The organism is Daeguia caeni (assembly GCF_042653845.1).
GTDB lineage: Bacteria > Pseudomonadota > Alphaproteobacteria > Rhizobiales > Rhizobiaceae > Brucella > Brucella caeni.
On the sequence record NZ_JBHSEL010000051.1, the window covers coordinates 29,143 to 53,231 of the forward strand.

The window sequence follows — 24,089 nt, forward strand, 5'->3', positions numbered from 1 at the left end:
TTCAACGATCGAGCCGGGTTGAATTCAACGGGAAGTTTACCCTATCGGGGGCTATGGGTCGATGTTATGTACCCAAAAGGCAACCCGGCGTTGCAATCTTTATGTGAATATCTTGTAAGCTATTGAAAAAATGCAGATAATTAACACCTCAAAATGGCCCTGAAATTGGCATTTCATGCCAACTTCCGTTATAAAAAGACTTTATCGATTCTGTAGAGAAAGTATCTGAATAGTGTCAGATCAAACGCCTCCACCTGGTTTCGACGATATGCCTCAGGCCCCAAGCGGCCCGAGTGGTATCGAACCCATTTCGATTATTGAGGAGATGCAGCGCTCCTATCTCGATTACGCCATGAGCGTGATCGTGAGCCGCGCGCTGCCGGATGTTCGCGACGGCATGAAGCCGGTTCACCGGCGCATTCTCCATGCCATGAACGAGATGGGCCTTGCCTATAACCGTCCATACCGCAAATCTGCCGGTGTGGTCGGTGAGGTGATGGGTAAATACCATCCGCACGGCGATGCCTCGATCTATGACGCCCTGGTGCGTATGGCGCAGGATTTCTCGCTGCGCGATCCATTGATCGACGGGCAGGGCAATTTCGGTTCCATCGACGGCGATCCGCCGGCGGCAATGCGTTACACCGAATGCCGTCTGGAAAAGGTCACGGAATCGCTGCTTGCCGATATCGACAAGGATACTGTCGATTTTCAGGACAATTATGACGGCCGCGAAAAGGAACCTGTCGTTCTGCCGGCACGTTTCCCGAACCTGCTCGTCAATGGTTCGGGTGGTATTGCCGTCGGTATGGCCACCAATATTCCACCGCACAATCTTGGCGAAATCATCAATGGCTGCGTCGCGCTGATCGACAATCCGTCGATTGAACTGCCGGAACTGATGGAAATCATTCCGGGTCCGGACTTCCCGACCGGAGGCATCATTCTGGGCCGGGCTGGCATCCAGTCGGCCTATGCGACCGGGCGCGGCTCGATCGTCATGCGTGCGCGCACGCAAATCGAGGATATACGCGGTGATCGCCAGGCCATTGTCGTCACCGAAATTCCCTATCAGGTGAACAAGGCGGCGATGATCGAGAAGATTGCCGAACTGGTGCGCGACAAGCGCATTGAAGGCATTTCCGATCTGCGCGACGAGTCTGACCGCGAAGGCTATCGCGTGGTCATCGAGCTCAAGCGCGATGCCGTTGCCGATGTGGTGCTAAACCAGCTTTACCGCTACACGCCATTGCAGACCTCCTTTGGCTGCAACATGGTGGCGCTCAATGGCGGAAAGCCGGAGCAGATGTCGCTGATCGACATGTTGCGCGCTTTCATCAGCTTCCGCGAGGACGTGGTCACCCGCCGCACCAAGTTCCTGCTCAACAAGGCACGTGAGCGTGCCCATGTTCTGGTTGGTCTGGCAATCGCCGTGGCCAATATTGACGAGGTGATCAACCTGATCCGTCGCGCGCCAGATCCTTCGACTGCGCGTGAACAGCTGATGGAACGCCGTTGGCCGGCGACCGATATTGCGCCGCTCATTCGCCTGATTGACGACCCGCGGCACAAGATCAATGAGGACAACACCTATAACCTGTCCGAAGAACAGGCACGCGCCATTCTGGATCTGCGTCTGCAGCGTCTGACTGCGCTTGGCCGCGATGAAGTAGCCAATGAACTCAACCAGATCGGTGATGAAATCCGCGATTACCTTGATATTCTGAGCTCACGCGAACGCGTGATGACGATTGTCAAGGAAGAGATGATCGCCGTTCGTGACGAATTCGCAACGCCACGCCGCACCGAAATCGGTTTCGGTGGCGCGGAAATGGATGACGAGGATCTCATTGCGCGTGAAGACATGGTCGTCACCGTCAGCCATGCCGGCTATATCAAGCGCGTTCCCCTTGCCACCTATCGCGCACAGCGTCGCGGCGGCAAGGGCCGTTCAGGTATGACGACGAAGGATGAGGATTTTGTCACCCGTCTCTTTGTCGCCAATACGCATACGCCGGTCCTGTTCTTCTCCTCACGTGGCATTGTCTACAAGGAAAAGGTCTGGCGTCTGCCGGTCGGTACGCCGCAATCGCGCGGCAAGGCGCTCATCAATCTGCTGCCATTGCAGGAAGGTGAACGCATCACCACCATCATGCCATTGCCGGAGGATGAGGAAAGCTGGGCAAATCTCGACGTCATGTTTGCCACGACACGCGGCACCGTGCGCCGCAACAAGCTGTCCGACTTCGTTCAGGTCAACCGCAATGGCAAGATCGCCATGAAACTGGAAGAAGAGGGCGATGAAATCCTCTCGGTCGAGACCTGTACCGAGTTTGACGATGTCTTGCTCACCTGTGCCGGTGGCCAGTGCATCCGCTTCCCCGTTACCGATGTCCGCGTCTTTGCCGGACGCAATTCGATCGGTGTACGCGGCATCACCCTGGCCGAAGGCGACAAGGTCATTTCCATGGCCATTCTGCATCACGTCGAGGCCGATGCGGCCGAACGTTCAGCCTATCTGAAGCGCGCCATTGCAGAACGCCGCGCACAAGGCTCGGATGCCGATGACATTGTGGTTGTCGGAGAAGACGTCGGTGCTGAAACTGAACTCAGCGAAGAACGCTATCAGGAACTGAAGGCCCGCGAACAGACCGTGCTGACGGTCAGCGAATATGGCTATGGCAAACGCTCGTCGTCCTATGAGTTCCGCATTTCGGGGCGTGGCGGTAAGGGTATCCGTGCAACCGATACGTCGAAGACTGATGAAATCGGCAAGCTCGTCGCCCTGTTCCCGGTCGAGGCCAGCGACCAGATCCTGCTGGTATCCGATGGCGGCCAGCTCATCCGAGTCCGGGTCGATGATATCCGTCTGGCCGGCCGGTCGACCAAGGGGGTTACGATCTTCAACATGGCCGATGGCGAAAAGGTCGTTTCCGTCGAGCGTATCTCGGAGAGCGACAATGATGATGAAGACGGCAATGGTGACGACGCTTCATCTGAAGCCAATGGGAAATAAGCCTGTTTCCAGTGCATATGAAAAAGGCCGGTGATCGCATCGGCCTTTTTGCCAGCCACATGGTCCCAAAACGCATCATCAGCCGATGGCAATCGGCTGGATTTCTCAAGACAGGCTGTCTCGAACATTGGCTCGGATTTCAGCCTGTCGGTAGCCTGTGATGAAGAAAGGAGAATCCTGATCGCAAGCAGAGACTACTTGCGTATGGATTGCCGCTTGAGGCATTCGGAGTGTGCAGGCTCAAATTGCCCATTGCGCTCTCCCACAAGCAGGATGAGTGCCGACGTCGCCATTGTGACAACCATGAACATAGCCAGGACGAAGAACATCATTTCGGACCATCCTTTCGACAACTGGGACAGGACATGCCGGAGGCTGAATTCCCACGCATGAATAGTGCATGGAAGGATGTGAATTTTTCCGGAACGTCTTGTTCATCTGCCGTTCATCTTTCAAACTGCCAATCGGAAACAATCACACAAGACTTGTTGAAAATCCGGACAGAAAAGGCTAGCTGAGGGGAATGACAGTCGCAATCTATGCGGGTTCCTTTGACCCTGTAACCAATGGCCATATGGATGTGTTGAAAGGCGCCCTGCGCCTTGCCGAAAAGGTTATTGTCGCCATCGGTGTTCATCCTGGCAAAAAACCGCTCTTTAGCTTTGAAGAGCGGGTGGAACTTATCCGGAAAAGTGCAGAAGACATTCTGGGGGCAGATTCTGCCCGCGTCTCTGTCATTGCCTTCGACGGGCTGCTGATCGATGCCGCCCGTAAACACGGCGCAAAGCTGATGGTGCGAGGCTTGCGTGACGGAACCGACCTTGACTATGAAATGCAGATGGCTGGCATGAACGGCACCATGGCGCCTGAGCTTCAGACCGTTTTTCTGCCTGCCGATCCTGCCGTTCGCACGATTACTGCCACATTGGTACGCCAGATTGCCGCCATGGGGGGGGATGTCAGACCCTTCGTGCCAGCAGTTGTCGCTGATGCACTTGCAACCCGATTTAAAGCCTGACCTCAGGGAGTTTTCATTGATGTCATTCACACGCCGCGCATTTATCGCTGCCTCTATTGTTGCACTGTCGTTCATTGGCGCTGGAAGTGCATATGCGGAAGATCCGGAAAATACCCTTCTCCTTCAGCTGAAGGGTGGTGAAGTGGCGATTGAACTGCGCCCTGATCTTGCGCCCAAACATGTCGAACAGATCAAGACGCTGGTGCGTGAAGGCGCCTATGACGGCGTTGCCTTCCACCGTGTCATTCCGGGTTTCATGGCGCAGACTGGCGATGTCGAATATGGCAATCTCGACAAGGGCTTCAGCGCAGCGCGCGTGGGCACGGGCGGCTCGAAACTGCCAGATCTTCCGGCTGAATTTTCCAGCGAACCCTTCGTGCGAGGCACGGTTGGCATGGCACGCAGCCAGAACCCGAATTCCGCCAATTCCCAGTTCTTCATCATGTTCGATGATGGCCCGTTCCTGAATGGCCAGTACACGGTGGTTGGCAAGGTGATCCGCGGCATGGAAGCCGTCGACGCGATCAAGAAGGGTAGTGAAGCCAATAATGGCGCCGTCACCAATCCTGACAAGATCATCAAGGCGGTCATTGAGGCCGACAAGAAATAGATTGAAACAAAGGGAGGCCGAAATGGCTTACAAAGACCCAGAAAACACCCTCATTCTGGAAACCACCAAGGGCAATGTCGTGCTTGAACTTTATCCGGATCTCGCACCGGGCCATGTCGCACGAATCAAGGAACTGGCACGCGAAAGCGCCTATGACGGCGTTGTCTTCCATCGCGTGATCGATGGTTTCATGGCCCAGACCGGCGACGTCAAGTTCGGCAAGACTGGCGGCGCACATTTCAATCCGGCCCGCGCCGGCATGGGCGGCTCGGACAAGCCGGATCTCAAGGCAGAATTTTCCAACATGCCGCACAAGCGCGGCACCGCTTCGATGGCCCGCGCCCAGAACCCGCATTCGGCCAATTCCCAGTTCTTCATCTGCTTTGCCGATGCCCCCTGGCTCGACCGTCAGTACAGCGTCTGGGGTCAGGTCATTGAAGGCATGGAAAATGTCGACAAGATCAAGCGCGGCGAACCGGTCGTCGATCCGGACAAGATCATCACGGCACGCATTGCTGCTGATCTCTGATCGAAACGCTTCCATTTGAGATCGGCGGCTCCGGCGGTAACAGCCGGAGCCGTCTTCATGAGGTTTCCCATGCGCGTTGATCTGTTCGACTTCGACCTGCCAGAAGAACGCATTGCCTTGCGACCGATGGAGCCACGCGATCATGCGAGACTCTTGCGTGTCCGTCCCGGACACCTACTTGAAGATCATCACGTTTATGATCTGCCAGATTTCCTTCAGCCGGGTGACGCCCTTGTTTTCAATGATACCAAGGTGATACCGGCACAACTTGAAGGAATACGTGAACGTTCTGGCAATATTTCCCAAGTCAGCGCAACCCTGCATATGCGCGCAGGGCCCGACCGCTGGAAGGCCTTTCTGCGTCCTGCAAAACGGGTGAAACAGGGTGACCGCATCCGTTTTGGCGGCTCGGGCGACACCTGTCTTCTGGGTGCGCTTGATGCAACTGTTGCCGAAAAGGGCGAGGCAGGCGAGGCGCTGTTGGTGTTTGATTTTTCCGGTCCTGCGCTGGATCAGGCCATTGCTGCGGTTGGCCATATTCCGCTGCCGCCTTATATTGCCTCCAAACGTGCCGAGGATGAGCGCGACCGCACCGATTACCAGACAGTCTATGCGCGTGAGGAAGGGGCTGTTGCCGCGCCGACCGCAGGGCTGCATTTTACGCAGGGACTGCTGGAAAAGATCAAGGCCAAGGGTATTGAGGAACATTTTGTGACACTGCATGTCGGCGCCGGTACGTTTTTGCCGGTCAAGGCAGATGATACGGCCGACCACAAGATGCATTCGGAAATCGGCCATGTCACGCAAGCAACGGCCGATGCGCTCAACGCTGTCCATGCCCGTGGCGGGCGCATTATCTGCGTTGGCACCACTTCATTGCGGCTGATTGAAAGTGCGGCAGATGAGGATGGCAGGATCCATGCCTGGTCAGGCGCGACCGACATCTTTATCACGCCTGGCTATCGTTTCCGTGCCGTTGACATGCTGATGACGAATTTTCATCTGCCTCGTTCAACATTGTTCATGCTGGTGTCTGCCTTTTGCGGCCTTGATACCATGCGAAATGCCTATGACCATGCCATTGCCAACAAATATCGCTTTTATTCCTATGGCGATGCCAGCCTGCTAGAGCGTTTAGAATTTCACGGAAACGCTGAATTGTCCTAACAGATTGTTTTAGCAGTTCCGGACGAAAAACCGCTTGCCACTTTCTGGAACGTGCATGACAGACGAAAGACGCGACATGACGACAGAAAATTTTGAATTCAAGGTTCTGGCCCGCGATGGTGCTGCCCGTCGTGGCGAGATTTCCATGCCGCGGGGCGTTGTGCGCACGCCAGCCTTCATGCCGGTCGGTACGGCCGGCACAGTCAAGGCCATGTATATGGATCAGGTCAGGGATCTGGGTTCGGACATCATCCTTGGCAATACCTATCATCTGATGCTGCGTCCGGGGGCCGAGCGCGTCGCCCGTCTTGGAGGCTTGCACGAATTTGGCGGCTGGAAAGGGCCGATCCTCACCGATTCCGGTGGTTTCCAGGTCATGTCGCTGGCGCAATTGCGCAAGATTGACGAGCGCGGCGTCACCTTCCGTTCGCATATCGATGGCAGGCCCTATGAGATGACGCCGGAGCGTTCGATCGAAATCCAGGGCCTGCTTGATTCCGACATTCAGATGCAGCTCGATGAATGCGTGGCGCTGCCTTCCTCTGAAAAGAATATGGAACGGGCGATGGAACTGTCGCTACGGTGGGCCGAACGCTGCAAGGTGGCCTTTGGCAACCAGCCGGGCAAGGCCATGTTCGGCATCGTCCAGGGCGGCGACAATGCCAGACTGCGTGAGCGCTCGGCCGAGGCACTCAAGGCCATGGATCTGAAAGGCTATTCTGTGGGCGGCCTTGCTGTGGGTGAGCCGCAGCATGTCATGATGGAAATGCTTGAAGTTGTCTGCCCAATCCTGCCAGAAGAAAAGCCGCGCTATCTGATGGGGGTAGGCACGCCGGATGATATTCTGAAATCGGTGGCACGCGGCATCGACATGTTTGACTGTGTCATGCCAACGCGCGCTGGCCGTCATGGCCTTGCCTTCACCCGCTTTGGCAAGGTCAATCTGCGCAATGCGCGCCATGCGGACGACCCGCGCCCGCTTGATCCGGAATCCGATTGCCCGGCCGCACGCGACTATAGCCGCGCCTATCTGCATCATCTGGTCAAATCAGGCGAGGCATTGGGCGGCATGCTGCTGACATGGAACAATCTTGCCTATTACCAATCCCTGATGAAAGGCATTCGTGAGGCAATTTCCGCAGGCCGGTTCAACGATTTTGCCGCCCTGACCACCGAAGGCTGGACGCGCGGCGACATCCCACTGCTATGAGCGCGGGGCTTGATGAAAGAGTCCTTTTTCAGGCGACAAAGACCATTCCTGACAAGAAGAATGGCAGAAGAGTGAAGAATAATCAGGGCTTCACTCTTTTCTTGTATATAATTACATATATCACCTGTTGACTTTGTCGGCAGGGCATTGGAGTTTTGCCCGCTAATAATTGCTATCACATGGCTGTATTAGTACTTATTTTATAAGTGAGTACTAATCAGAAAAACTCGGAGTTGGCCTGTATGATCAAGCGCCTGGTTCTGGCACTTATTTTTCTGGTGATTGTGGTCGGTGGGTTGGTCAGCTTCAATATCTGGCGCACCAATTTCATCAACAATATGTTTGCCAATATGCCCAAGCAGGTTCAGACCGTCTCGACCATTACGGTTGAGCCCAGCGTCTGGACGCCAGGCATTGAGGCAATCGGCACTGCAAATGCCATCAATGGCGTTGATCTGACGGTACAGCTGAGCGGCATTGTCGACAAAATCAGTTTCAATGCCAATCAAAGGGTCAAGCAGGGTGATATCCTGCTGCAAATGGAAGACAGCATCCAGAAGGCTGACCTTGCCAGCGCCGAAGCACAGGCACTCCTTGCCCAGCAGAATCTGAAACGCGCAGACATTCTGCGCGCGCGTGGCGTGGGAACTGTCTCTGAAGTGGATACAACCGTATCCAGCGCGGCAGCTGCTGATGCCCAGGTTGAAAAAATGCGCGCAACGCTCGATCAGAAAATGGTGAAAGCACCATTTTCCGGTATTATCGGCATTCCGAAGATTGATCTCGGCCAATATCTGACGCCGGGTACCGTCATTGCCACCCTGCAGAATCTCGATCGCATGCGGGTTGATTTCACTGTGCCTGAACAGATGCTGCCGCTTGTCAAGCTCGGGCAGGCCGTACAGGTCGGGCCAAGTGCCGATACACGTGAATTCAAGGGTGAGATCGTTGGTATCGACCCGAAAATCGATCCGTCATCGCGTCTGGTCTCGATCCGCGCAATTGTGGAAAATCCGGATCACAAGCTGACGCCGGGTCAGTTTGTTCAAGTGCGCATTGAATTGCCGGTCGAACATGATGTGCTGGCCCTGCCACAGACTGCCGTCATCTCCAGCCTTTACGGGGACTATGTCTTTGCCGTCCGTTCTGCCGAAGAACAGCAGGGCGAAGGCAATGCCGCTCCGATCAAGCCGGGAGCGGAAAATCTGGTTGCCAATCAGGTCTTTGTCAAACTTGGCCGCCGCCATGGCATGCGTGTCGAGGTCTTGAGCGGTGTCAAGCCCGGCGATGTCATCATCACGGCCGGCCAGAACCGTCTGTCGCATGGCATGCCCGTAACGATCAACAATTCCGTCAATCCGGCCAATACGCCCCCGATGCAGGATAGTGGTGCGGAACAGCAACCAGCCGATCAGCCGGCCAAGCAGTAACAGGCGAGCACGATGAGTTTTTCAGACATATTCATCAAAAGGCCCGTCTTATCGACCGTTCTGGCCTTTCTGATCATTCTTCTCGGCCTGCAAGGGATTTCGCAGCTTTCTATCCGCGAATATCCGAAGGTGGAAGAAACGGTCATCACCATTACAACCACCTATGCCGGCGCCAGTGCCGATCTCATCCAGGGCTTTATCACCGCGCCGATCTCAGAATCCGTCGCAACCACGGAAAATATCGATTACGTCACCTCATCCAGTATGCCGTCTTCGAGCGTGGTGACGGTGTATATGAAGCTCGGCGCCAATCCGGATGCGGCGCTGACCGAAGTGATTGCCAAGGTCAATCAGGTTCGCGGCAAATTGCCGTCCGAAGCGGACGACCCGATCATCGTCAAGGGCACGGGGCAGAGTTTCGCGACCATGTATCTGGCCGCACAGAACCCGAACATGACCAGCGAGCAGATTACAGAATATCTGCAACGCGTCATCCAGCCGCGCATGTCCACCATTCAGGGCGTGGCCAAGGCTGAAATTCTGGGTGGTCAGGTCTATGCCATGCGCATCTGGATCGATCCGATCCAGCTTGCGGCACGTGATGTAACGGCTTCCGAGGTTCTTCAGGCCATCAAGGCGTCAAACTTCCTGTCAGCACCGGGCAAGACCAAGAACGAATATGTCGCAACCTCAATCACGCTGCAATCGACGCTGCAGACACCGGAAGCCTTTGGTGCCATGCCGATCAAGGCAAATGGCGACAATATCGTTCGCCTGCGCGATGTGGCCAATGTTGAACTTGCGGCCAAAAGCACTGATACGATTGTTTCCTTCAACGGCTCGGCCGGTACATTCCTAGGTGTCTATCCGACGCCGGCGGCAAACCCGATCGATATGGCGGCAGCCGTACGCAAGGAACTGCCCTCCATCCAGGCTTCCCTGCCGGAAGGCATGTCGCTGGTCCTGGTCTATGATGCGACGGAACAGATCAGTTCCTCCATTCACGAGGTCTTCTCGACCATCGGCGAGGCAATCGTCATCGTTGTTCTGGTGATCCTTCTCTTCCTCGGCTCGTTCCGTTCGGTCATCATTCCGATCGTCACAATCCCGATCTCGCTGATTGGCGTCTGTTTCTTCCTTTATGTGCTTGGCTTTTCGATCAATCTTCTGTCGCTGCTTGCCATGGTGCTTGCCATTGGTCTGGTGGTGGACGATGCGATCGTGGTGCTGGAAAACATTCACCGCCATATTGAAGAGGGGCTTTCCCCGATCAATGCCGCCTTCAAGGGCATGAAGGAAATCACGAGCTCAATCATCGCCATGACGATCACGCTCGCAGCCGTCTTCGCTCCGCTTGGCTTTACTGGCGGTGTGACCGGTGCATTGTTCCGTGAATTTGCCTTCACGCTTGCAGGTTCGGTGATCATTTCCGGCATTGCGGCCCTGACGATTTCGCCCATGATGTGCTCACGCATGCTCAAGCATGGCGGCGAGACATGGCTGCAGAAATTTGTCGACCGCAATTTTACCAGACTTGAAAAATGGTATCACAAGCTTGTTTCCAATTCGCTGAATTACCGGCCAATCACGCTCTTGATCGTGATTTCGCTGATGGCGCTGACAGGTTTTCTCTATGTCAACACCTCAAGCGAACTTGCCCCGGAAGAAGATTCCGGCGCGCTGTTCTCCATGTTACAGGCCCCGCAATATGCAACCTCGGCCTATACCGAACTTTATGCCCGGCAGCTTGACGAGCTGACCAGGGATCTGCCGGAACTGGAAGCCCGTTTCCAGATTGTGGGCATCAACAACAACACCACATCCGGCATCGCGCTATGGGTTCTGGAAGACTGGTCGAAGCGCACGCGCACGCAAAAGCAGATCCAGGAAGATCTGACCAAGCGCATTTCCAAGCTTGCCGGTGTACAGGCCTTCATCTTTGCCCCGCCATCCCTGCCGGGTACGGGCGGCGGTCTGCCGATCTCGATTGCACTGCAATCAACCGGCCCCGCCGATCAGGTGTTTGAGCTGGCTGAAGAAATCAAGAATGCTGCGCAGGCAAGTGGCAAGTTCATCATCGTGCAGAATTCGCTGTCCTTCAACGCGCCGCAGACCACGGTCAGCATCGACCGCAACCGCGCCGCAACGCTTGGCGTTCAGGTGAGCGATATTGGTGCCACGCTGGGTCTTCTGACCGGCGGTGCCTCGATCTCAAAGTTTGACCGCGATTCCAACAGCTATGACGTCATCCCGCAGGTGCCGGATGAATATCGTGCAAATCCTGAACAGCTTGGCCAGTTCTATGTCCGCAGCCTGTCAGGCGCCATGGTGCCGCTGTCGGCACTGGTCGAGATCAAGGAAAATGCCTCGCCGGCCGCGATTGAACAGTTCAACCAGCTCAACTCGGCAACCCTTTCGGCCCTGCCATTGCCGACGGTCACCACCGGTGAAGGGTTGCAGACCCTGGTTGACATTGCCCGCTCCAAGATGTCGGAAGGCTACTTCCTGGACTATTCCGGCCAGTCGCGCCTCGAAGTAGAGCAGGGCAATACGATCCTGATCGCCTTTGCCCTTGCCGTGATCGTGATCTATCTCGTGCTGGCGGCGCAGTTTGAAAGCTTCCGCGATCCGTTCATCATCATGATGTCGGTGCCGCTGTCGATCTTTGGCGCCATTGTTCCGCTCAATCTCGGTTTTGGCACACTCAATATCTATACCCAGGTTGGCATGATCACCCTTGTCGGGCTGATTACCAAGCACGGCATTCTGATGGTGGAATTTGCCAATCAGCAGCGCCGATTGCATGGCTATGACCGCCGTCAGGCCATCATTGTCGCGGCAGAGACTCGTCTGCGTCCGATCCTGATGACAACGGCTGCCATGGCGCTTGGCGTTGTGCCGCTGATCACCGCCAGCGGTGCTGGCGCCGCAGCGCGCTATTCCATGGGTCTGGTGATCTTTACCGGCATTGTGGTTGGCACCGTGTTCACCCTGTTTGTTGTGCCGATGTTCTATACCTACATCGCCGACAAGGAGTTGAAACCGGAAATCCGGACCCCGACACCGGAAGAACTGGAAGTCCCGGAACAGGCACATTGAACATTCAATGCACGGATCCGAATTTGGTTTGACTGTCTGGCGGGAGGTAACCTAAAAGGCTATCTCCCGCCAGTAGCCGTATATGACAATCAATCCGGTATAGGCTGTAATGATCCCGCTCTCTGTCCTTGACTTATCGCCCATCCCAGAAGGGGCGGGCCCGGAACAAGCGCTTCGCAATACATGCGCGCTGGCGCAACATGCCGAAAAGCTTGGCTATGTCCGCTATTGGCTGGCCGAACATCACAACATGCCGGGCATTGCCAGCTCGGCCACATCCGTGCTCATCGCCTATGTGGCGGCCGCAACATCAACCATCCGTGTTGGCTCGGGCGGCGTTATGCTGCCCAATCATTCGCCATTGGTGGTGGCCGAACATTATGGCACGCTGGCAGCACTCTTTCCCGGCCGTATCGATCTGGGCCTCGGCCGCGCGCCTGGGACAGATCCGGTCACGGCACAGGCGCTGCGCCAAAGCCTCGATTTTGATCCCAATGCCTTTCCGCGCGATGTGGTCGAACTGCTGAACTATTTCAAACCCTCTGAGCCGGGTCAGCGCGTGCGCGCCATACCGGGCGAGGGCAGCAATGTTCCGGTATGGATTCTGGGCTCAAGCACCTATGGCGCACAACTGGCCGCCATGCTGGGTTTGCCTTATGCCTTTGCCTCGCATTTTGCTCCGGCTGAAATGTATCATGCGATACAGGTTTATCGTGAACGCTTCCAGCCATCCGAATATCTGGACAAGCCCTATGTCATTCTCGGCCTCAATGTGATTGCCGCAGAGACGGATGAAGAAGCACATTTTCTGTTTTCCTCGCAGCTTCAGTCTTTCGTGAACCTGCGCAGCGGCCATCCGAGCAAGTTGCCTGCCCCGGTCGAGGGCTTTTATCAGAGCCTCCCCCCGGCACAACTTGCCCTCGTGGAACAGATGCTGTCCTGCCGCGTGGTAGGCGGGCCGGAGACGGTTGGCAAGGGCATTCGCGATTTTGCCGAGCGTACCGGTGCTGACGAACTGATGCTCACCGGCATGATCTACGATCATCACAAGCGTCTGCGCTCTTACGAAATCGCCATCAGTTCGATCGCGTGAGGATCCTGCTGGTCGCGGATTTCATCAAGCAGCCAGCTTAAGAAGGCCTGAACTGCGGGCAGATGGGCGCGATCCCTGGGCGTGACAAAATAATAATTGCTGGGGCTTTTGACCGAATGCGGGTAGGCGACGACCAGCTGTCCGCTTTCAAGCTCCGCGCCGATCAGAAACAATGGCATCAGGGCCACGCCCAGCCCGGCAATGCAGGCCTGCGAGACATTGGAAAACTGCTCGAACCGCATGCCATGCGGCACGGGCCCCGAAACGCCGATGCTCTTGAACCAGTAATCCCACGCGCCCGGACGCGAGGCCATGGTAAACAGCGGCAGACGCAACAGGTCTTCCGGCACCTGGATCGGATGCGCATTGAGAAAGCCCGGACTGCAAACCGGCGCCACCGTTTCCCCCATCAGATAGGTGCAATCGGCATTGGGCCAGTCGGGCTGACCAATATGAATGGCCGCGTCAAGCTGTTCACGGGCAAAGTCAAACTGCCCGATGCGGGTGGAGAAATTGAGCGTAATATCCGGATGCTTTGCGACAAAGCGCGGAATGCGCGGGATAAGCCAGCGTGTGCCAAAGGTTGGCAGTAAGGCGAGATTGAGCGTCGTTGCCTTGGTCTGCGACATGAGCTGCAGCGATGCCGCCCTGATGGCTGCAAGGGCAGGGCCCACGGCCTGCAGATATTTTTGCCCCGCCTCGGAAAGTGCAACGCGCCTGCTGGTGCGCTCAAACAGCACCACACCCAGAAGCTCTTCCAACCCATTGATCTGGCGGCTGATTGCTCCTTGCGTGAGTGAAAGTTCCTCGGCAGCTTCGGAAAAACTACCATAACGTGCAACCGCATCAAAGGCTGCAAGCGCACTGGTTGAAGGCAGGAGACGGCGCGAAAGTGTGGTCATGATCTATTACTAATCGGAATAGATCGATGAGTAAACATGGTTTGCAAATACCCCATGCGGGCGGCATAGTCCGCCCAATAATTTTGAGGAGATGTTGCCATGGCTCTAGCGCCATTTTCCTGGGATGACCCGTTTCTTCTGAACGACCAGCTGACCGAAGACGAGCGCATGATCCGTGATTCGGCCAAGGCTTTCGCAACGGATGTGCTCCTGCCGCGCGTTCAGGAAGCCTATCTGGAAGAAAAGACCGATCCGGAACTCTTTCGTCTGATGGGGCAGGCAGGCCTTCTCGGCGTGACCTTGCCGGAAGAATATGGCGCCGCCAATGCCAGCTATGTTGCCTATGGTCTGGTCGCACGCGAAGTCGAACGCATTGATTCCGGCTATCGCTCGATGATGAGCGTGCAGTCTTCGCTGGTAATCTATCCTATCTATGCCTATGGCTCGGATGAACAGCGCAAGAAATATCTGCCTGGCCTGGTTTCAGGCGAGCTGATCGGCTGCTTTGGCCTGACCGAGCCGGATGCCGGTTCTGATCCGGCTGGCATGAAAACCCGCGCCGAAAAGATCGAGGGCGGCTATCGCCTGCACGGCTCGAAGATGTGGATTTCCAACGCCCCGATCGCCGATGTCTTCGTCGTCTGGGCAAAGTCCGCAGCCCATGATGGTGCAATCCGCGGCTTCATTCTGGAAAAGGGCATGAAGGGCCTTTCCGCACCAAAGATCGGCGGCAAGCTTTCACTGCGCGCCTCGATCACCGGTGAAATCGTGCTTGACGGCGTGGAAGTTTCCGAAGACGCACTTCTTCCCAATGTGTCCGGCCTGAAAGGTCCGTTTGGCTGCCTTAACCGCGCCCGCTACGGCATTTCCTGGGGGGTGATGGGTGCTGCGGAAGACTGCTGGTTCCGTGCCCGCCAATATGGCCTTGACCGCAAGCAGTTTGGCCGCCCGCTCGCCGCAACCCAGCTCTTCCAGAAGAAGCTTGCCGACATGCAGACCGAAATCGCACTCGGCCTGCAGGCTTCGCTACGTGTTGGCCAGCTCTTCGACCAGAACAAGATGGCACCGGAAATGGTTTCCATCGTCAAGCGCAACAATTGCGGCAAGGCACTCGAAATTGCCCGTATGGCGCGCGATATGCATGGCGGCAACGGTATCCAGATCGAATACCACGTCATGCGCCATGCAGCCAACCTTGAGACAGTCAACACCTATGAAGGCACCCATGACGTCCATGCGCTGATCCTTGGCCGCGCCCAGACCGGGATCCAGGCATTCTACTGATCCCACAGCACTCTGTTTTTCAGGCCCGCTCGTCTTCATCGGGCGGGCCTTGTCATTTGAAGAAGGCTTGAGACATGGCAAATACACCGCTTGACGGTCTGAAAGTAGTCGAGCTTGCCCGTATTCTGGCAGGCCCGTGGGTGGGACAGACACTATCCGATCTGGGCGCTGACGTGATCAAGGTTGAAAGCCCGGAAGGCGACGACACCCGCACCTGGGGCCCGCCTTTCATTGAAGTCGAAGGCGAAAAGTCTGCCGCCTATTTCCATGCATGCAATCGCGGCAAACGCTCGATCACGGCCGATTTTCGCACGGATGAGGGGAGGGAACTTGTCCGCCGCCTTGTCACAGACGCGGATATCGTGATTGAAAACTTCAAGCTTGGCGGGCTTGAGAAATATGGCCTCGACTATGAAAGCCTGAAACGCATCAATCCGCGCCTGATCTATTGCTCGATTACCGGCTTTGGCCATGATGGCCCCTATGCGGCACGCGCCGGTTATGACTTCATGATTCAGGGCATGAGCGGCATCATGGATCTGACTGGCGAGCCAGATCGCGAGCCGCAAAAGATCGGTGTTGCCTTTGCCGATATCTTTACTGGCCTTTACAGCGTCATCGCCATTCAGGCCGCAGTCATCATGCGCGAACGCACCGGCAAGGGCCAGCATATTGATATGGCGCTGTTTGACTGCATGTCAGGGGTTCTGGCCAATCAGGCGATGAACTATCTGGCATCGGGCATATCACCAAAGCGCATGGGCAATGCCCACCCCAATATCGCGCCCTATCAGACTCTGCCCGTTTCCGATGGCCATTTCATCATTGCCTGCGGCAATGACGGCCAGTTTGCCAAACTCACCCAATTGCTCGGTGTGGCGGAACTGGCAGCGGATGAACGCTTTGCCACAAATTCGGCGCGCGTTGCCAATCGCAAGCATCTCACCGAACTGCTCGAAGCGCAGACCCGCAAGTGGAAGCGTGACGAACTGCTGGCTGAACTTGCACGACTGGGCGTACCAGCCGGGCCGATCAATACGGTCGCCGATGTCTTTGCCGATCCGCAATTCATCGCCCGCGGCATGAAGATTGAACCGCAGGGCGTGCCGGGCCTGCGCACGCCGATTCGCTTTTCGGATGCGGAACTCAAGATCGACCGTCGCTCGCCCAAACTGGGTGAACACAGCAAAGAGATTATGGCTGGCCTGAAATAGGCCCGCGCGCAGTCAAGTCATTCAAAGCGCCGTGCATGGGAACATGCGCGGCGCCTTCCTGTCTGCACTGATTTTTGGGGCAGGAAAAACGCATTTAGGACCGAATGCGAACGCAACGGCCTATCATCTTGAATTTTCTGGATTAAATCTCTTTGGAAAGAATGGTGCGGTCGAGAAGACTCGAACTTCCACGGGTTGCCCCACAGCGACCTCAACGCTGCGCGTCTACCAATTCCGCCACGACCGCCCGTGGTAGAAGCCGAATTGCTTCGGCGAGTGGGCATGTAGCAAATCGGTTCGGGCAGCACAAGCCCCATCTGCAAAGAAGATCAATCTTTTTGGAAAAGAATGTGAAAAAATTCGGCCAGGCATCGGCGTGAAAAAACAAAATCCCGGATTTGCGGGCTTTTTCAATAGGTTCGGCCTGACGGCGCTTGTGTTTTCAGCGCCCTCCTGCGGAGAAGATCAGGCCGTTGGGGCCGGAAGAACACAAAACACAATACGAATCGTGTTTCCGGTCTGCAAATCAGACAGCCCTGATTCCCAGCAGAATCAGAATCCGATCGTCTGCAACCGCCTGATGTCCTCAAGTCGCTTGGTTGCTTCCTGGTAGCCTGCATCAATGGCTTCTGCAGCAAGGTGAAAATCGGCAAGCCCGATATGGCCGACCATGGGCATGATGGAAACATCGGGCGGATCGCCCGCCATGCGTGCGCGCGAGATTCGATCCTGAATGATGTTGAAGGCTTCCATCATCACGCCGGTAATGCCAAGACGCTCTTCTTTCTCACTGCGTGCCGCACCGAGATTGGTTTCATCGCGCAAGGTTGAATGCTTGATCACGGCAGCGCGGCCGAACTGGTCATAATGCAGATTGACCGCCAGCACGAGCCGCTGCTCATAGGCGCGGCAGACCGAGACGGGTACCGGATTGACCAGCGCGCCATCAACCAGGACGCGCCCGTCCCAGCGTACCGGCTCAAACACGCCGGGCAGGGCGTAGGAAGCCCGCATCGCCTCAATGAGCGGCCCGCTCGACAGCCAGATTTCATGCCCCGTGCGCAGTTCCGTACACACTGCCACGAAAGGCCGGTCGAGATCTTCGATCTTTGTGCCATTCAGATGTTCGCGCAGACGCGCATCGAGTTTCATGCCGCCAAACAGGCCGCTGCCTCGCAAGGTAATATCAAGCAGATTGAACATGCGCCGGCGCGTCAGCCCACGCGCAAATTCCTCCAGCTCATCGAGCTTTCCTGCCAGATAGCAGCCGCCAACCAGCGCGCCAATGGAGGTGCCGGCAATCATTTCGATTTCAATACCTGCTTCATCGAGCGCACGCAGGACGCCAATGTGCGCCCAGCCGCGTGCAGCTCCCCCACCCAGCGCCAGTGCAATCCTGCGTGGCCGCGCTTCCGGCTTGGGCAGCTCCAGTATGGTCTGTGTGTCAGACCCCGCATCTGGCTTTTTTGCAGCCTTGTGTCTTGCGCCCCATGTCAGCATCACGGCATGTTCCTCCCACAAGTGCACCGTTCCGGTCAATCTGCAGATCGACCGGCGTAATGATACAGAATTCTTGTGGGAATGATGCTGTGCGAATTGCTACTTTATGGCAATAAGACGAAATGCGCAGCTGTCAGTTATCTGCTTCATCCGCGACGAGGTTGATATTGCCATTTGCGGCCGTCACCCTGCGATAGAAACAGGAACGGCGCTCTGTATGGCAGGTCGGACCATCGCCGGCCACGCGCACCTTCAGCCACAGTGCATCCTGATCGCAGTCTGTGCGTATTTCGACTACGCTTTGCAGATTGCCGGAGGTCTCGCCCTTCTTCCATAGCGTATTGCGCGAGCGCGACCAGTAATGGGCAATGCCGGTCTCAAGCGTCAGTCTGAGAGCTTCGGCATTCATGTGCGCGACCATCAGCAATTCACCATCGCGCGCATCGGTGACAACTGCGGTAATCAGGCCGGCCGCATCAAAGCGCGGCATGAAAATGCTGCCTTCTTCAACGGCCTTCTTGTCTTTGGGCTGGGCAGGAAAAATATCCATCGTGGCAATCCGGCAGATCAGGTGCGTATCATGGTCATGAAACGGGCCTGCAATTCAGGTTGTTCATTGAACGCGCCGGTGAAGGTGGTGGTCAGGGTGCTGGAACCCTGCTTCTGGATGCCACGCATCGCCATGCACATATGTTCTGCTTCAATGAGCACGGCAACGCCGCGCGGCTTGAGGATGCGCTGAATGCTGTTGGCAACTTGGGCGGTAATGCTTTCCTGCGTCTGCAGGCGGCGGGCAAAAATTTCAACCACGCGGGCAATTTTCGACAGACCGACCACCTTTCCATCCGGCAGATAGGCGACATGTGCCTTGCCAATGATCGGCACCATATGGTGTTCACAATGCGAGAAGAACGAAATATCGCGCACCAACACCAGATCATTATAGCCGGCAACTTCCTCGAATGTCGTGCCGAGAACATCTTCCGGATTTTCATGATAGCCGCTGAAGAGCTCGGAGTAAGCCTTGGCGACACGGCTTGGCGTATCGAGCAGCCCCTCCCGTTCCGGATCTTCGCCAATCCAGCGCAGCAGGGTGCGAACGGCAGCTTCTGCTTCCTCGCGGCTTGGGCGGGCCTGTTCATCAGTCACGCTTACAAACTTGTCAGCTCGCAGGCGAGACGAATTGTCATGATTGATGATACGAGCGTCCATCGTATTCTCCAGTAGTCTCCTTCACGGAGGAGACGAGTTGAACGGACAATACAGCGATAAGCTTGATAAGCGGACGTTGTATTGATCCTGCAGACCGGGCTGCCGGATTGAATATGCCCTTACACCACAGAATTACCCCCATGGTGTAACGGGCACTTAACTACTATATAGTTCTCAAATTTCAACTTCAAACAGGCGCGGGATGACATTTTCGTCATTTTCGGGGCTGGATCAGTGATTACCGATGATTGATGACATCTACAATCGCAAAATTCTGGCATTTGCCGGCAATCTCGGGCGCCTTGGCCACCTTGAGGATGCCGATGCCATTGCAACCAGACATTCAAAACTTTGCGGATCAAGGGTAACGGTTTACCTGAAGATGCAGAATGGCGTCGTCATTGATTTTGCCCACGAGGTAAAGGCCTGCGCGCTGGGGCAGGCATCATCATCGGTGATGGCAAACAACATCATTGGCGCAAGCGGGGAGGAGCTGAAAGCACTGCGGGATATCGTCACCCGCATGCTGAAGGAAAATGGCCCACCACCGGAAGGGCGCTTTGCCGACATGCGCTATTTCGAACCCGTGCGCGATTACAAGGCCAGACATGCCTCAACGTTGCTGACCTTTGAAGCGGTTGCCGATTGCGTGCGCCAGATCGAGGAAAAATCAAAGGTTGCCTGATGTGTTCCTGTGGTGAGAATCATGCCGAAAGGCCTCAGCAGCACAAAAGGCGCCATACGCGCAATTTTACCGACCCGTGGCGAAGGACTCCGGGGCGGCTGTTGGGCACTGCACTGATCCGGCTTTACCAGCTCACATTGTCATCCTTCATCGGCAATTCCTGCCGTCATCTGCCGACCTGTTCGGAATATGCCTATGAGGCGATCGCCCGCCATGGCCTGTGGAATGGCGGCTGGATGGGCCTTTTTCGCGTCATGCGCTGCGGCCCCCTGGGCACGCATGGTTTTGATCCTGTCCCACGCATCCTGCCAGCCCGCGCACGCTGGTATTTGCCCTGGCGTTTCTGGAATCTCACCCCGGACAGGCAGACCGGAGAAAATTAAAATATGGTCATTTATTGTTAAGGATATTTGTCTTTTATGCGGGAAAGACATGGTCAATTGCGACTTGCCATGATTGAGTCTCAATTGGACTCCATGTCGAATTCCCGGCTGGCGCAGATCCTGTGCCAGGAATGATCCAGAACGTCACGATTGAAGAGTGATCCTCCGACAGTTTCGGCTGTCTGGTGATTGCTTCCATATTGCGAGTTGAAATGCCCAAATCATCCTCACTGCTTCCGCTTTGCTTTGCCTCTCTGGCGTTGGGTGCGGTTGCCCTGACGACAACTGTCGCGCAGGCAAAGACATCGTGGGTTGTATTCGATGCCGATACCGGCCGGATACTGGGGCAGGAAGATGCCAATTTGCAGCGCGCCCCAGCCTCACTTGCCAAAATGATGACGCTTTATCTGGCCTTCGAGGCGCTCAAGACCGGCAAGCTTCACTGGGATGAGCCAATGCCGGTATCAAAGAATGCCGCCTCCAAGGTCAGGATGAAGCTTGGTCTGCGTCCCGGTTCGACCCTGACCGTGCGCGACGCCATCAACAGCATGATCGTCATTTCAGCCAATGATGCGGCAACCGTCATGGGCGAATATCTGGCCGGAACGGAAAAGGGTTTTGGCCGCCTGATGACACAGCGCGCCCGCAAGCTCGGCATGAAAAGCACGTTCTTCGTCAATCCATCCGGTCTGACCGCATCGCAGACGCAACTGACCACCGCGCGCGACATGGCTGTTCTTGGCATGGCATTGCGCCGCGATTTTCCGGAATATTACCATCTGTTCTCGCAGCGTTCGACCGAAGTGCAGGGCCGCCCGCTCAATGGCCATAACAATCTGATGTATCGCTATCAGGGCGTGGATGGCATCAAGACCGGCTATACGGATGTATCCGGTTACAATCTGGTGTCTTCCGCCATCCTGAACAACCGGCATCTCGTCGGCGTTGTGCTGGGGGCAGGTTCCTCGCGTGAACGCGACAACCAGATGGCCAAGCTTCTGACCAAATACAGCACCGAGACCGAAGGAACCGGCGAATTGCTGGCAACCGACAATCAGCCCGTTGCCTCGATCACCAGACAGGAAGCAGGGCAAGTCCCGATTGCAGCCATGCCCGCCGCACCGGTTGCCGCTGCGCATGTTCTGGCCCGTATCAGCGAAGGCGGTGAAGGAGCAGCCACTCTGGCTGCCGCAACAGAAACTCCCGTCCTGGCCTGGGCCAATCCGGGCAATGACGTCATGCCCGACGACTCGATCGAACAGGGCGATGGCGGCCTGCCGGTCGCAACCGGCCGTTCGGCCTGGCGCATTCAGGTTGGCGTTGCCAGCACCGAGGCAAAGGCAAGAAGCATGCAGGAAGCCTATGCGGATATCGTGCAGAAAATCGTTCCCGGCGCGAAGGGAGAAATCACGCAGCAGCGTGGCCGCAAGCGCCTGTTCAATGTGCGTTATTCCGGCCTGCGTGATCAACAGGCCGCAGCCAATGCCTGCAGCAAGCTGAAACAGCATGATATTGATTGCCTCCCGATCAAGGGCTGATCGCGTCGCTTGAGGCTTGCACCTATCAGTGTTGCCATTCCTTGCAATGCTTTACGGCGCGGCCAAAAGGGATTATGAGCAAGCCATCCGACACATTTGTGTTTTTACACGTCAAACCGTTGTCGAGCTTTCATTGCCGTTGGGTTTCGTGCCGTTGGTAATGTCGCTTTGAAATTGAACCACCCGCAATCGTTGGCGGGACTGGATGAGGTGAATAGAATGTCGAATACTGTCTCCATGCAATTTCCGGATGGTTCGGTGCGCGATTATGCAGCATCGATGACTGGTGCGGAACTGGCGGAATCCATTTCCAAATCGCTGGCCAAGAAGGCGGTTGCCTATGCCGTCGATGGTGTCGTGCGCGATCTTTCCGATCCGCTTGGTGCTTCCGGCAAGGTCGAGATCCTGACGCGCGATGATCCGCGCGCGCTGGAACTGATCCGTCATGACTGCGCCCACGTTCTGGCGGAAGCCGTGCAGGAACTTTTCCCCGGCACACAGGTTACCATCGGCCCAGTTATCGAAAACGGTTTCTATTACGACTTTGCGCGCAATGAGCCCTTCACGCCGGATGACCTGCCGGTCATTGAAAAGAAGATGCGTGAGATCATCCAGCGCAACAAGCCTTTCACCAAGGAAATCTGGTCGCGCGAAAAGGCAAAACAGGTTTTTGCCGAAAAGGGCGAGTCCTACAAGGTCGAACTGGTGGACGCCATTCCCGAAGGCCAGGACCTCAAGATCTATTATCAGGGTGACTGGTTTGATCTCTGCCGTGGCCCGCACATGGCCTCGACCGGCCAGATCGGCACGGCCTTCAAGCTGATGAAGGTTGCCGGCGCCTATTGGCGTGGTGATTCCAACAATCCGATGCTCACCCGCATTTACGGCACGGCTTTTGCCAATGAAAATGATCTTCAGGCCTATCTCAACATGCTTGAAGAGGCCGAAAAGCGCGACCATCGCCGCCTTGGCCGTGAAATGGATCTGTTCCATTTCCAGGAAGAAGGTCCGGGCGTCGTGTTCTGGCATGCCAAGGGCTGGAAAATGTTCCAGACACTGGTAAGCTATATGCGCCGCCGCCTCGACAGCCACGGCTATCAGGAAGTCAATGCGCCACAGGTGCTCGACAAGTCGCTGTGGGAGACGTCCGGCCACTGGGGCTGGTATCGTGACAATATGTTCAAGGTCACGGTCGCCTCGGATGACAATGAGGATGACCGCGTCTTCGCGCTGAAGCCGATGAACTGCCCGGGCCATGTGCAGATCTTCAAGCACGGCCTGAAGTCTTATCGCGACTTGCCAATCAAGCTTGCCGAATTCGGCAATGTCCACCGCTATGAGCCTTCGGGCGCGCTGCATGGCCTGATGCGCGTGCGCGGCTTCACGCAGGATGACGCCCATATTTTCTGCACAGACGAGCAGATGGCCGATGAATGCCTGCGCATCAACGACCTGATCCTGTCTGTCTACAAGGATTTCGGCTTCGAGGACATCACCATCAAGCTCTCGACCCGTCCGGACAAGCGTGTCGGTTCGGACGAGCTATGGGATCGCGCCGAAAGCGTGATGCTGAAGGTTCTGGAGCAGATCAAGGAAAAGTCGCCCAATATCAGGACCGGCATTCTGCCGGGCGAGGGGGCCTTCTACGGCCCGAAATTCGAATATACGCTAAAGGATGCCATTGGCCGTGAATGGCAGTGCGGTACGACGCAGGTCGATTTCAACCTGCCGGAACGTTTTGGCGCCTTCTATATCGATCATGAATCGGAAAAGCGCCAGCCGGTCATGATCCATCGCGCCATCTGCGGCTCGATGGAACGCTTCCTCGGCATTCTGATCGAGCACTTTGCCGGCCACATGCCGCTGTGGTTTGCGCCGGTTCAGGTCGTCATTGCCACGATCACATCGGATGCCGATGACTATGCCCGGGAAGCCGCAGCAAAACTGAAGGCCGCCGGTCTGCAGGTGACAACCGATCTGCGCAATGAAAAGATCAACTACAAGGTGCGCGAACATTCGCTGCAGAAGATTCCGGTCATTCTGGTCTGCGGCAAGCGCGAAGCGGAAGAAAAGACCGTCAACATGCGTCGTCTTGGCTCGCGCGATCAGGAATCGATGTCGCTTGATGAAGCCATCGCCCGCCTGACGCTGGAAGCAACGCCGCCAGATATTCTCCGCCTGAAGAATAATTTATGATCA

The 24,089-nt window shown here is 56.1% G+C and carries 19 protein-coding genes and 1 tRNA gene; 15 read left to right on the forward strand and 5 right to left on the reverse strand.

All coding sequences use genetic code 11. The features are described from left to right. The first annotated feature begins 268 nt into the window (after window positions 1-268). The 9 genes from gyrA to ACFO1V_RS07390 all read left to right on the forward strand — a co-directional run bounded on the left by gyrA (window position 269) and on the right by ACFO1V_RS07390 (window position 13,172). Entirely contained in the window at window positions 269-3,016 is a 2,748-nt protein-coding gene (gene gyrA, locus ACFO1V_RS07350; protein WP_374832562.1) for a DNA gyrase subunit A, read from the forward strand. A 523-nt stretch (window positions 3,017-3,539) separates the two neighbouring features. Next, entirely contained in the window at window positions 3,540-4,034 is a 495-nt protein-coding gene (coaD, locus tag ACFO1V_RS07355) for a pantetheine-phosphate adenylyltransferase (RefSeq protein ID WP_374832560.1), read from the forward strand. 19 nt (window positions 4,035-4,053) lie between these two features. Continuing rightward, complete coding sequence (locus ACFO1V_RS07360) at window positions 4,054-4,644, forward strand: peptidylprolyl isomerase (protein ID WP_374832558.1); 591 nt, start codon at window positions 4,054-4,056, stop codon at window positions 4,642-4,644. 22 nt (window positions 4,645-4,666) lie between these two features. Then, entirely contained in the window at window positions 4,667-5,173 is a 507-nt protein-coding gene (locus ACFO1V_RS07365) for a peptidylprolyl isomerase (RefSeq protein ID WP_374832556.1), read from the forward strand. A gap of 69 nt (window positions 5,174-5,242) precedes the next feature. Next, window positions 5,243-6,340 (forward strand): tRNA preQ1(34) S-adenosylmethionine ribosyltransferase-isomerase QueA, encoded by a 1,098-nt coding sequence (queA, locus tag ACFO1V_RS07370; protein ID WP_374832554.1) that lies wholly within the window; start codon window positions 5,243-5,245, stop codon window positions 6,338-6,340. Window positions 6,341-6,416: 76 nt separating this feature from the next. Further along, window positions 6,417-7,550: a tRNA guanosine(34) transglycosylase Tgt gene (gene tgt / locus ACFO1V_RS07375; protein ID WP_374832606.1), complete on the forward strand. Its 1,134-nt coding sequence runs from the start codon at window positions 6,417-6,419 to the stop codon at window positions 7,548-7,550. 242 nt (window positions 7,551-7,792) lie between these two features. Beyond that, on the forward strand, window positions 7,793-8,980 hold the full coding sequence (locus tag ACFO1V_RS07380; protein WP_374832552.1) for an efflux RND transporter periplasmic adaptor subunit: 1,188 nt from the start codon (window positions 7,793-7,795) through the stop codon (window positions 8,978-8,980). A gap of 12 nt (window positions 8,981-8,992) precedes the next feature. Beyond that, window positions 8,993-12,079, forward strand: a complete 3,087-nt coding sequence (locus ACFO1V_RS07385) for an efflux RND transporter permease subunit (RefSeq protein WP_374832550.1) — start codon at window positions 8,993-8,995, stop codon at window positions 12,077-12,079. Window positions 12,080-12,188: 109 nt separating this feature from the next. Beyond that, window positions 12,189-13,172 (forward strand): LLM class flavin-dependent oxidoreductase, encoded by a 984-nt coding sequence (locus ACFO1V_RS07390; protein ID WP_374832548.1) that lies wholly within the window; start codon window positions 12,189-12,191, stop codon window positions 13,170-13,172. Here ACFO1V_RS07390 and ACFO1V_RS07395 read toward each other — a convergent pair. Next, window positions 13,142-14,074, reverse strand: coding sequence for a LysR family transcriptional regulator (locus ACFO1V_RS07395; RefSeq protein ID WP_374832546.1), 933 nt, complete (start codon window positions 14,072-14,074; stop codon window positions 13,142-13,144). The two genes, ACFO1V_RS07390 and ACFO1V_RS07395, sit on opposite strands and share 31 nt — an antisense overlap. A 99-nt stretch (window positions 14,075-14,173) precedes the next feature. Here ACFO1V_RS07395 and ACFO1V_RS07400 point away from each other — a divergent pair, with 99 nt between their 5' ends. Together ACFO1V_RS07400 and ACFO1V_RS07405 are read left to right on the forward strand one after the other, a co-directional pair. Beyond that, window positions 14,174-15,358, forward strand: coding sequence for an acyl-CoA dehydrogenase (locus ACFO1V_RS07400; RefSeq protein WP_374832544.1), 1,185 nt, complete (start codon window positions 14,174-14,176; stop codon window positions 15,356-15,358). Window positions 15,359-15,432: 74 nt separating this feature from the next. Continuing rightward, the gene (locus ACFO1V_RS07405) at window positions 15,433-16,572 is read left to right on the forward strand and encodes a CaiB/BaiF CoA transferase family protein (RefSeq protein WP_374832542.1); all 1,140 of its coding nucleotides are present in this window, start codon (window positions 15,433-15,435) and stop codon (window positions 16,570-16,572) included. Between the two features lie 162 nt (window positions 16,573-16,734). Here ACFO1V_RS07405 and ACFO1V_RS07410 read toward each other — a convergent pair. The 4 genes from ACFO1V_RS07410 to folE all read right to left on the reverse strand — a co-directional run bounded on the left by ACFO1V_RS07410 (window position 16,735) and on the right by folE (window position 19,284). After that, a tRNA-Leu gene (locus tag ACFO1V_RS07410) sits at window positions 16,735-16,819 on the reverse strand. 305 nt (window positions 16,820-17,124) lie between these two features. Further along, a complete protein-coding gene (locus ACFO1V_RS07415; RefSeq protein ID WP_374832604.1) occupies window positions 17,125-18,072 on the reverse strand; it encodes a patatin-like phospholipase family protein in 948 nt (315 codons plus the stop codon). Between the two features lie 133 nt (window positions 18,073-18,205). After that, window positions 18,206-18,622 (reverse strand): phosphoribosyl-AMP cyclohydrolase, encoded by a 417-nt coding sequence (hisI, locus tag ACFO1V_RS07420; protein WP_374832540.1) that lies wholly within the window; start codon window positions 18,620-18,622, stop codon window positions 18,206-18,208. 17 nt (window positions 18,623-18,639) lie between these two features. Next, entirely contained in the window at window positions 18,640-19,284 is a 645-nt protein-coding gene (gene folE / locus ACFO1V_RS07425; RefSeq protein ID WP_374832538.1) for a GTP cyclohydrolase I FolE, read from the reverse strand. Between the two features lie 244 nt (window positions 19,285-19,528). Here folE and ACFO1V_RS07430 point away from each other — a divergent pair, with 244 nt between their 5' ends. From ACFO1V_RS07430 to thrS, 4 genes are all read left to right on the forward strand, one after another. Further along, window positions 19,529-19,969: an iron-sulfur cluster assembly scaffold protein gene (locus tag ACFO1V_RS07430; RefSeq protein WP_374832536.1), complete on the forward strand. Its 441-nt coding sequence runs from the start codon at window positions 19,529-19,531 to the stop codon at window positions 19,967-19,969. Then, a complete protein-coding gene (gene yidD / locus ACFO1V_RS07435; RefSeq protein WP_374832534.1) occupies window positions 19,969-20,352 on the forward strand; it encodes a membrane protein insertion efficiency factor YidD in 384 nt (127 codons plus the stop codon). Before ACFO1V_RS07430 ends, yidD begins: the two co-directional genes overlap by 1 nt. Before the next feature lie 212 nt (window positions 20,353-20,564). Beyond that, a complete protein-coding gene (locus tag ACFO1V_RS07440) occupies window positions 20,565-21,890 on the forward strand; it encodes a D-alanyl-D-alanine carboxypeptidase (RefSeq protein WP_374832532.1) in 1,326 nt (441 codons plus the stop codon). Between the two features lie 219 nt (window positions 21,891-22,109). After that, the gene (gene thrS / locus ACFO1V_RS07445; RefSeq protein ID WP_374832530.1) at window positions 22,110-24,086 is read left to right on the forward strand and encodes a threonine--tRNA ligase; all 1,977 of its coding nucleotides are present in this window, start codon (window positions 22,110-22,112) and stop codon (window positions 24,084-24,086) included. The last annotated feature ends 3 nt before the right edge of the window (window positions 24,087-24,089 follow it).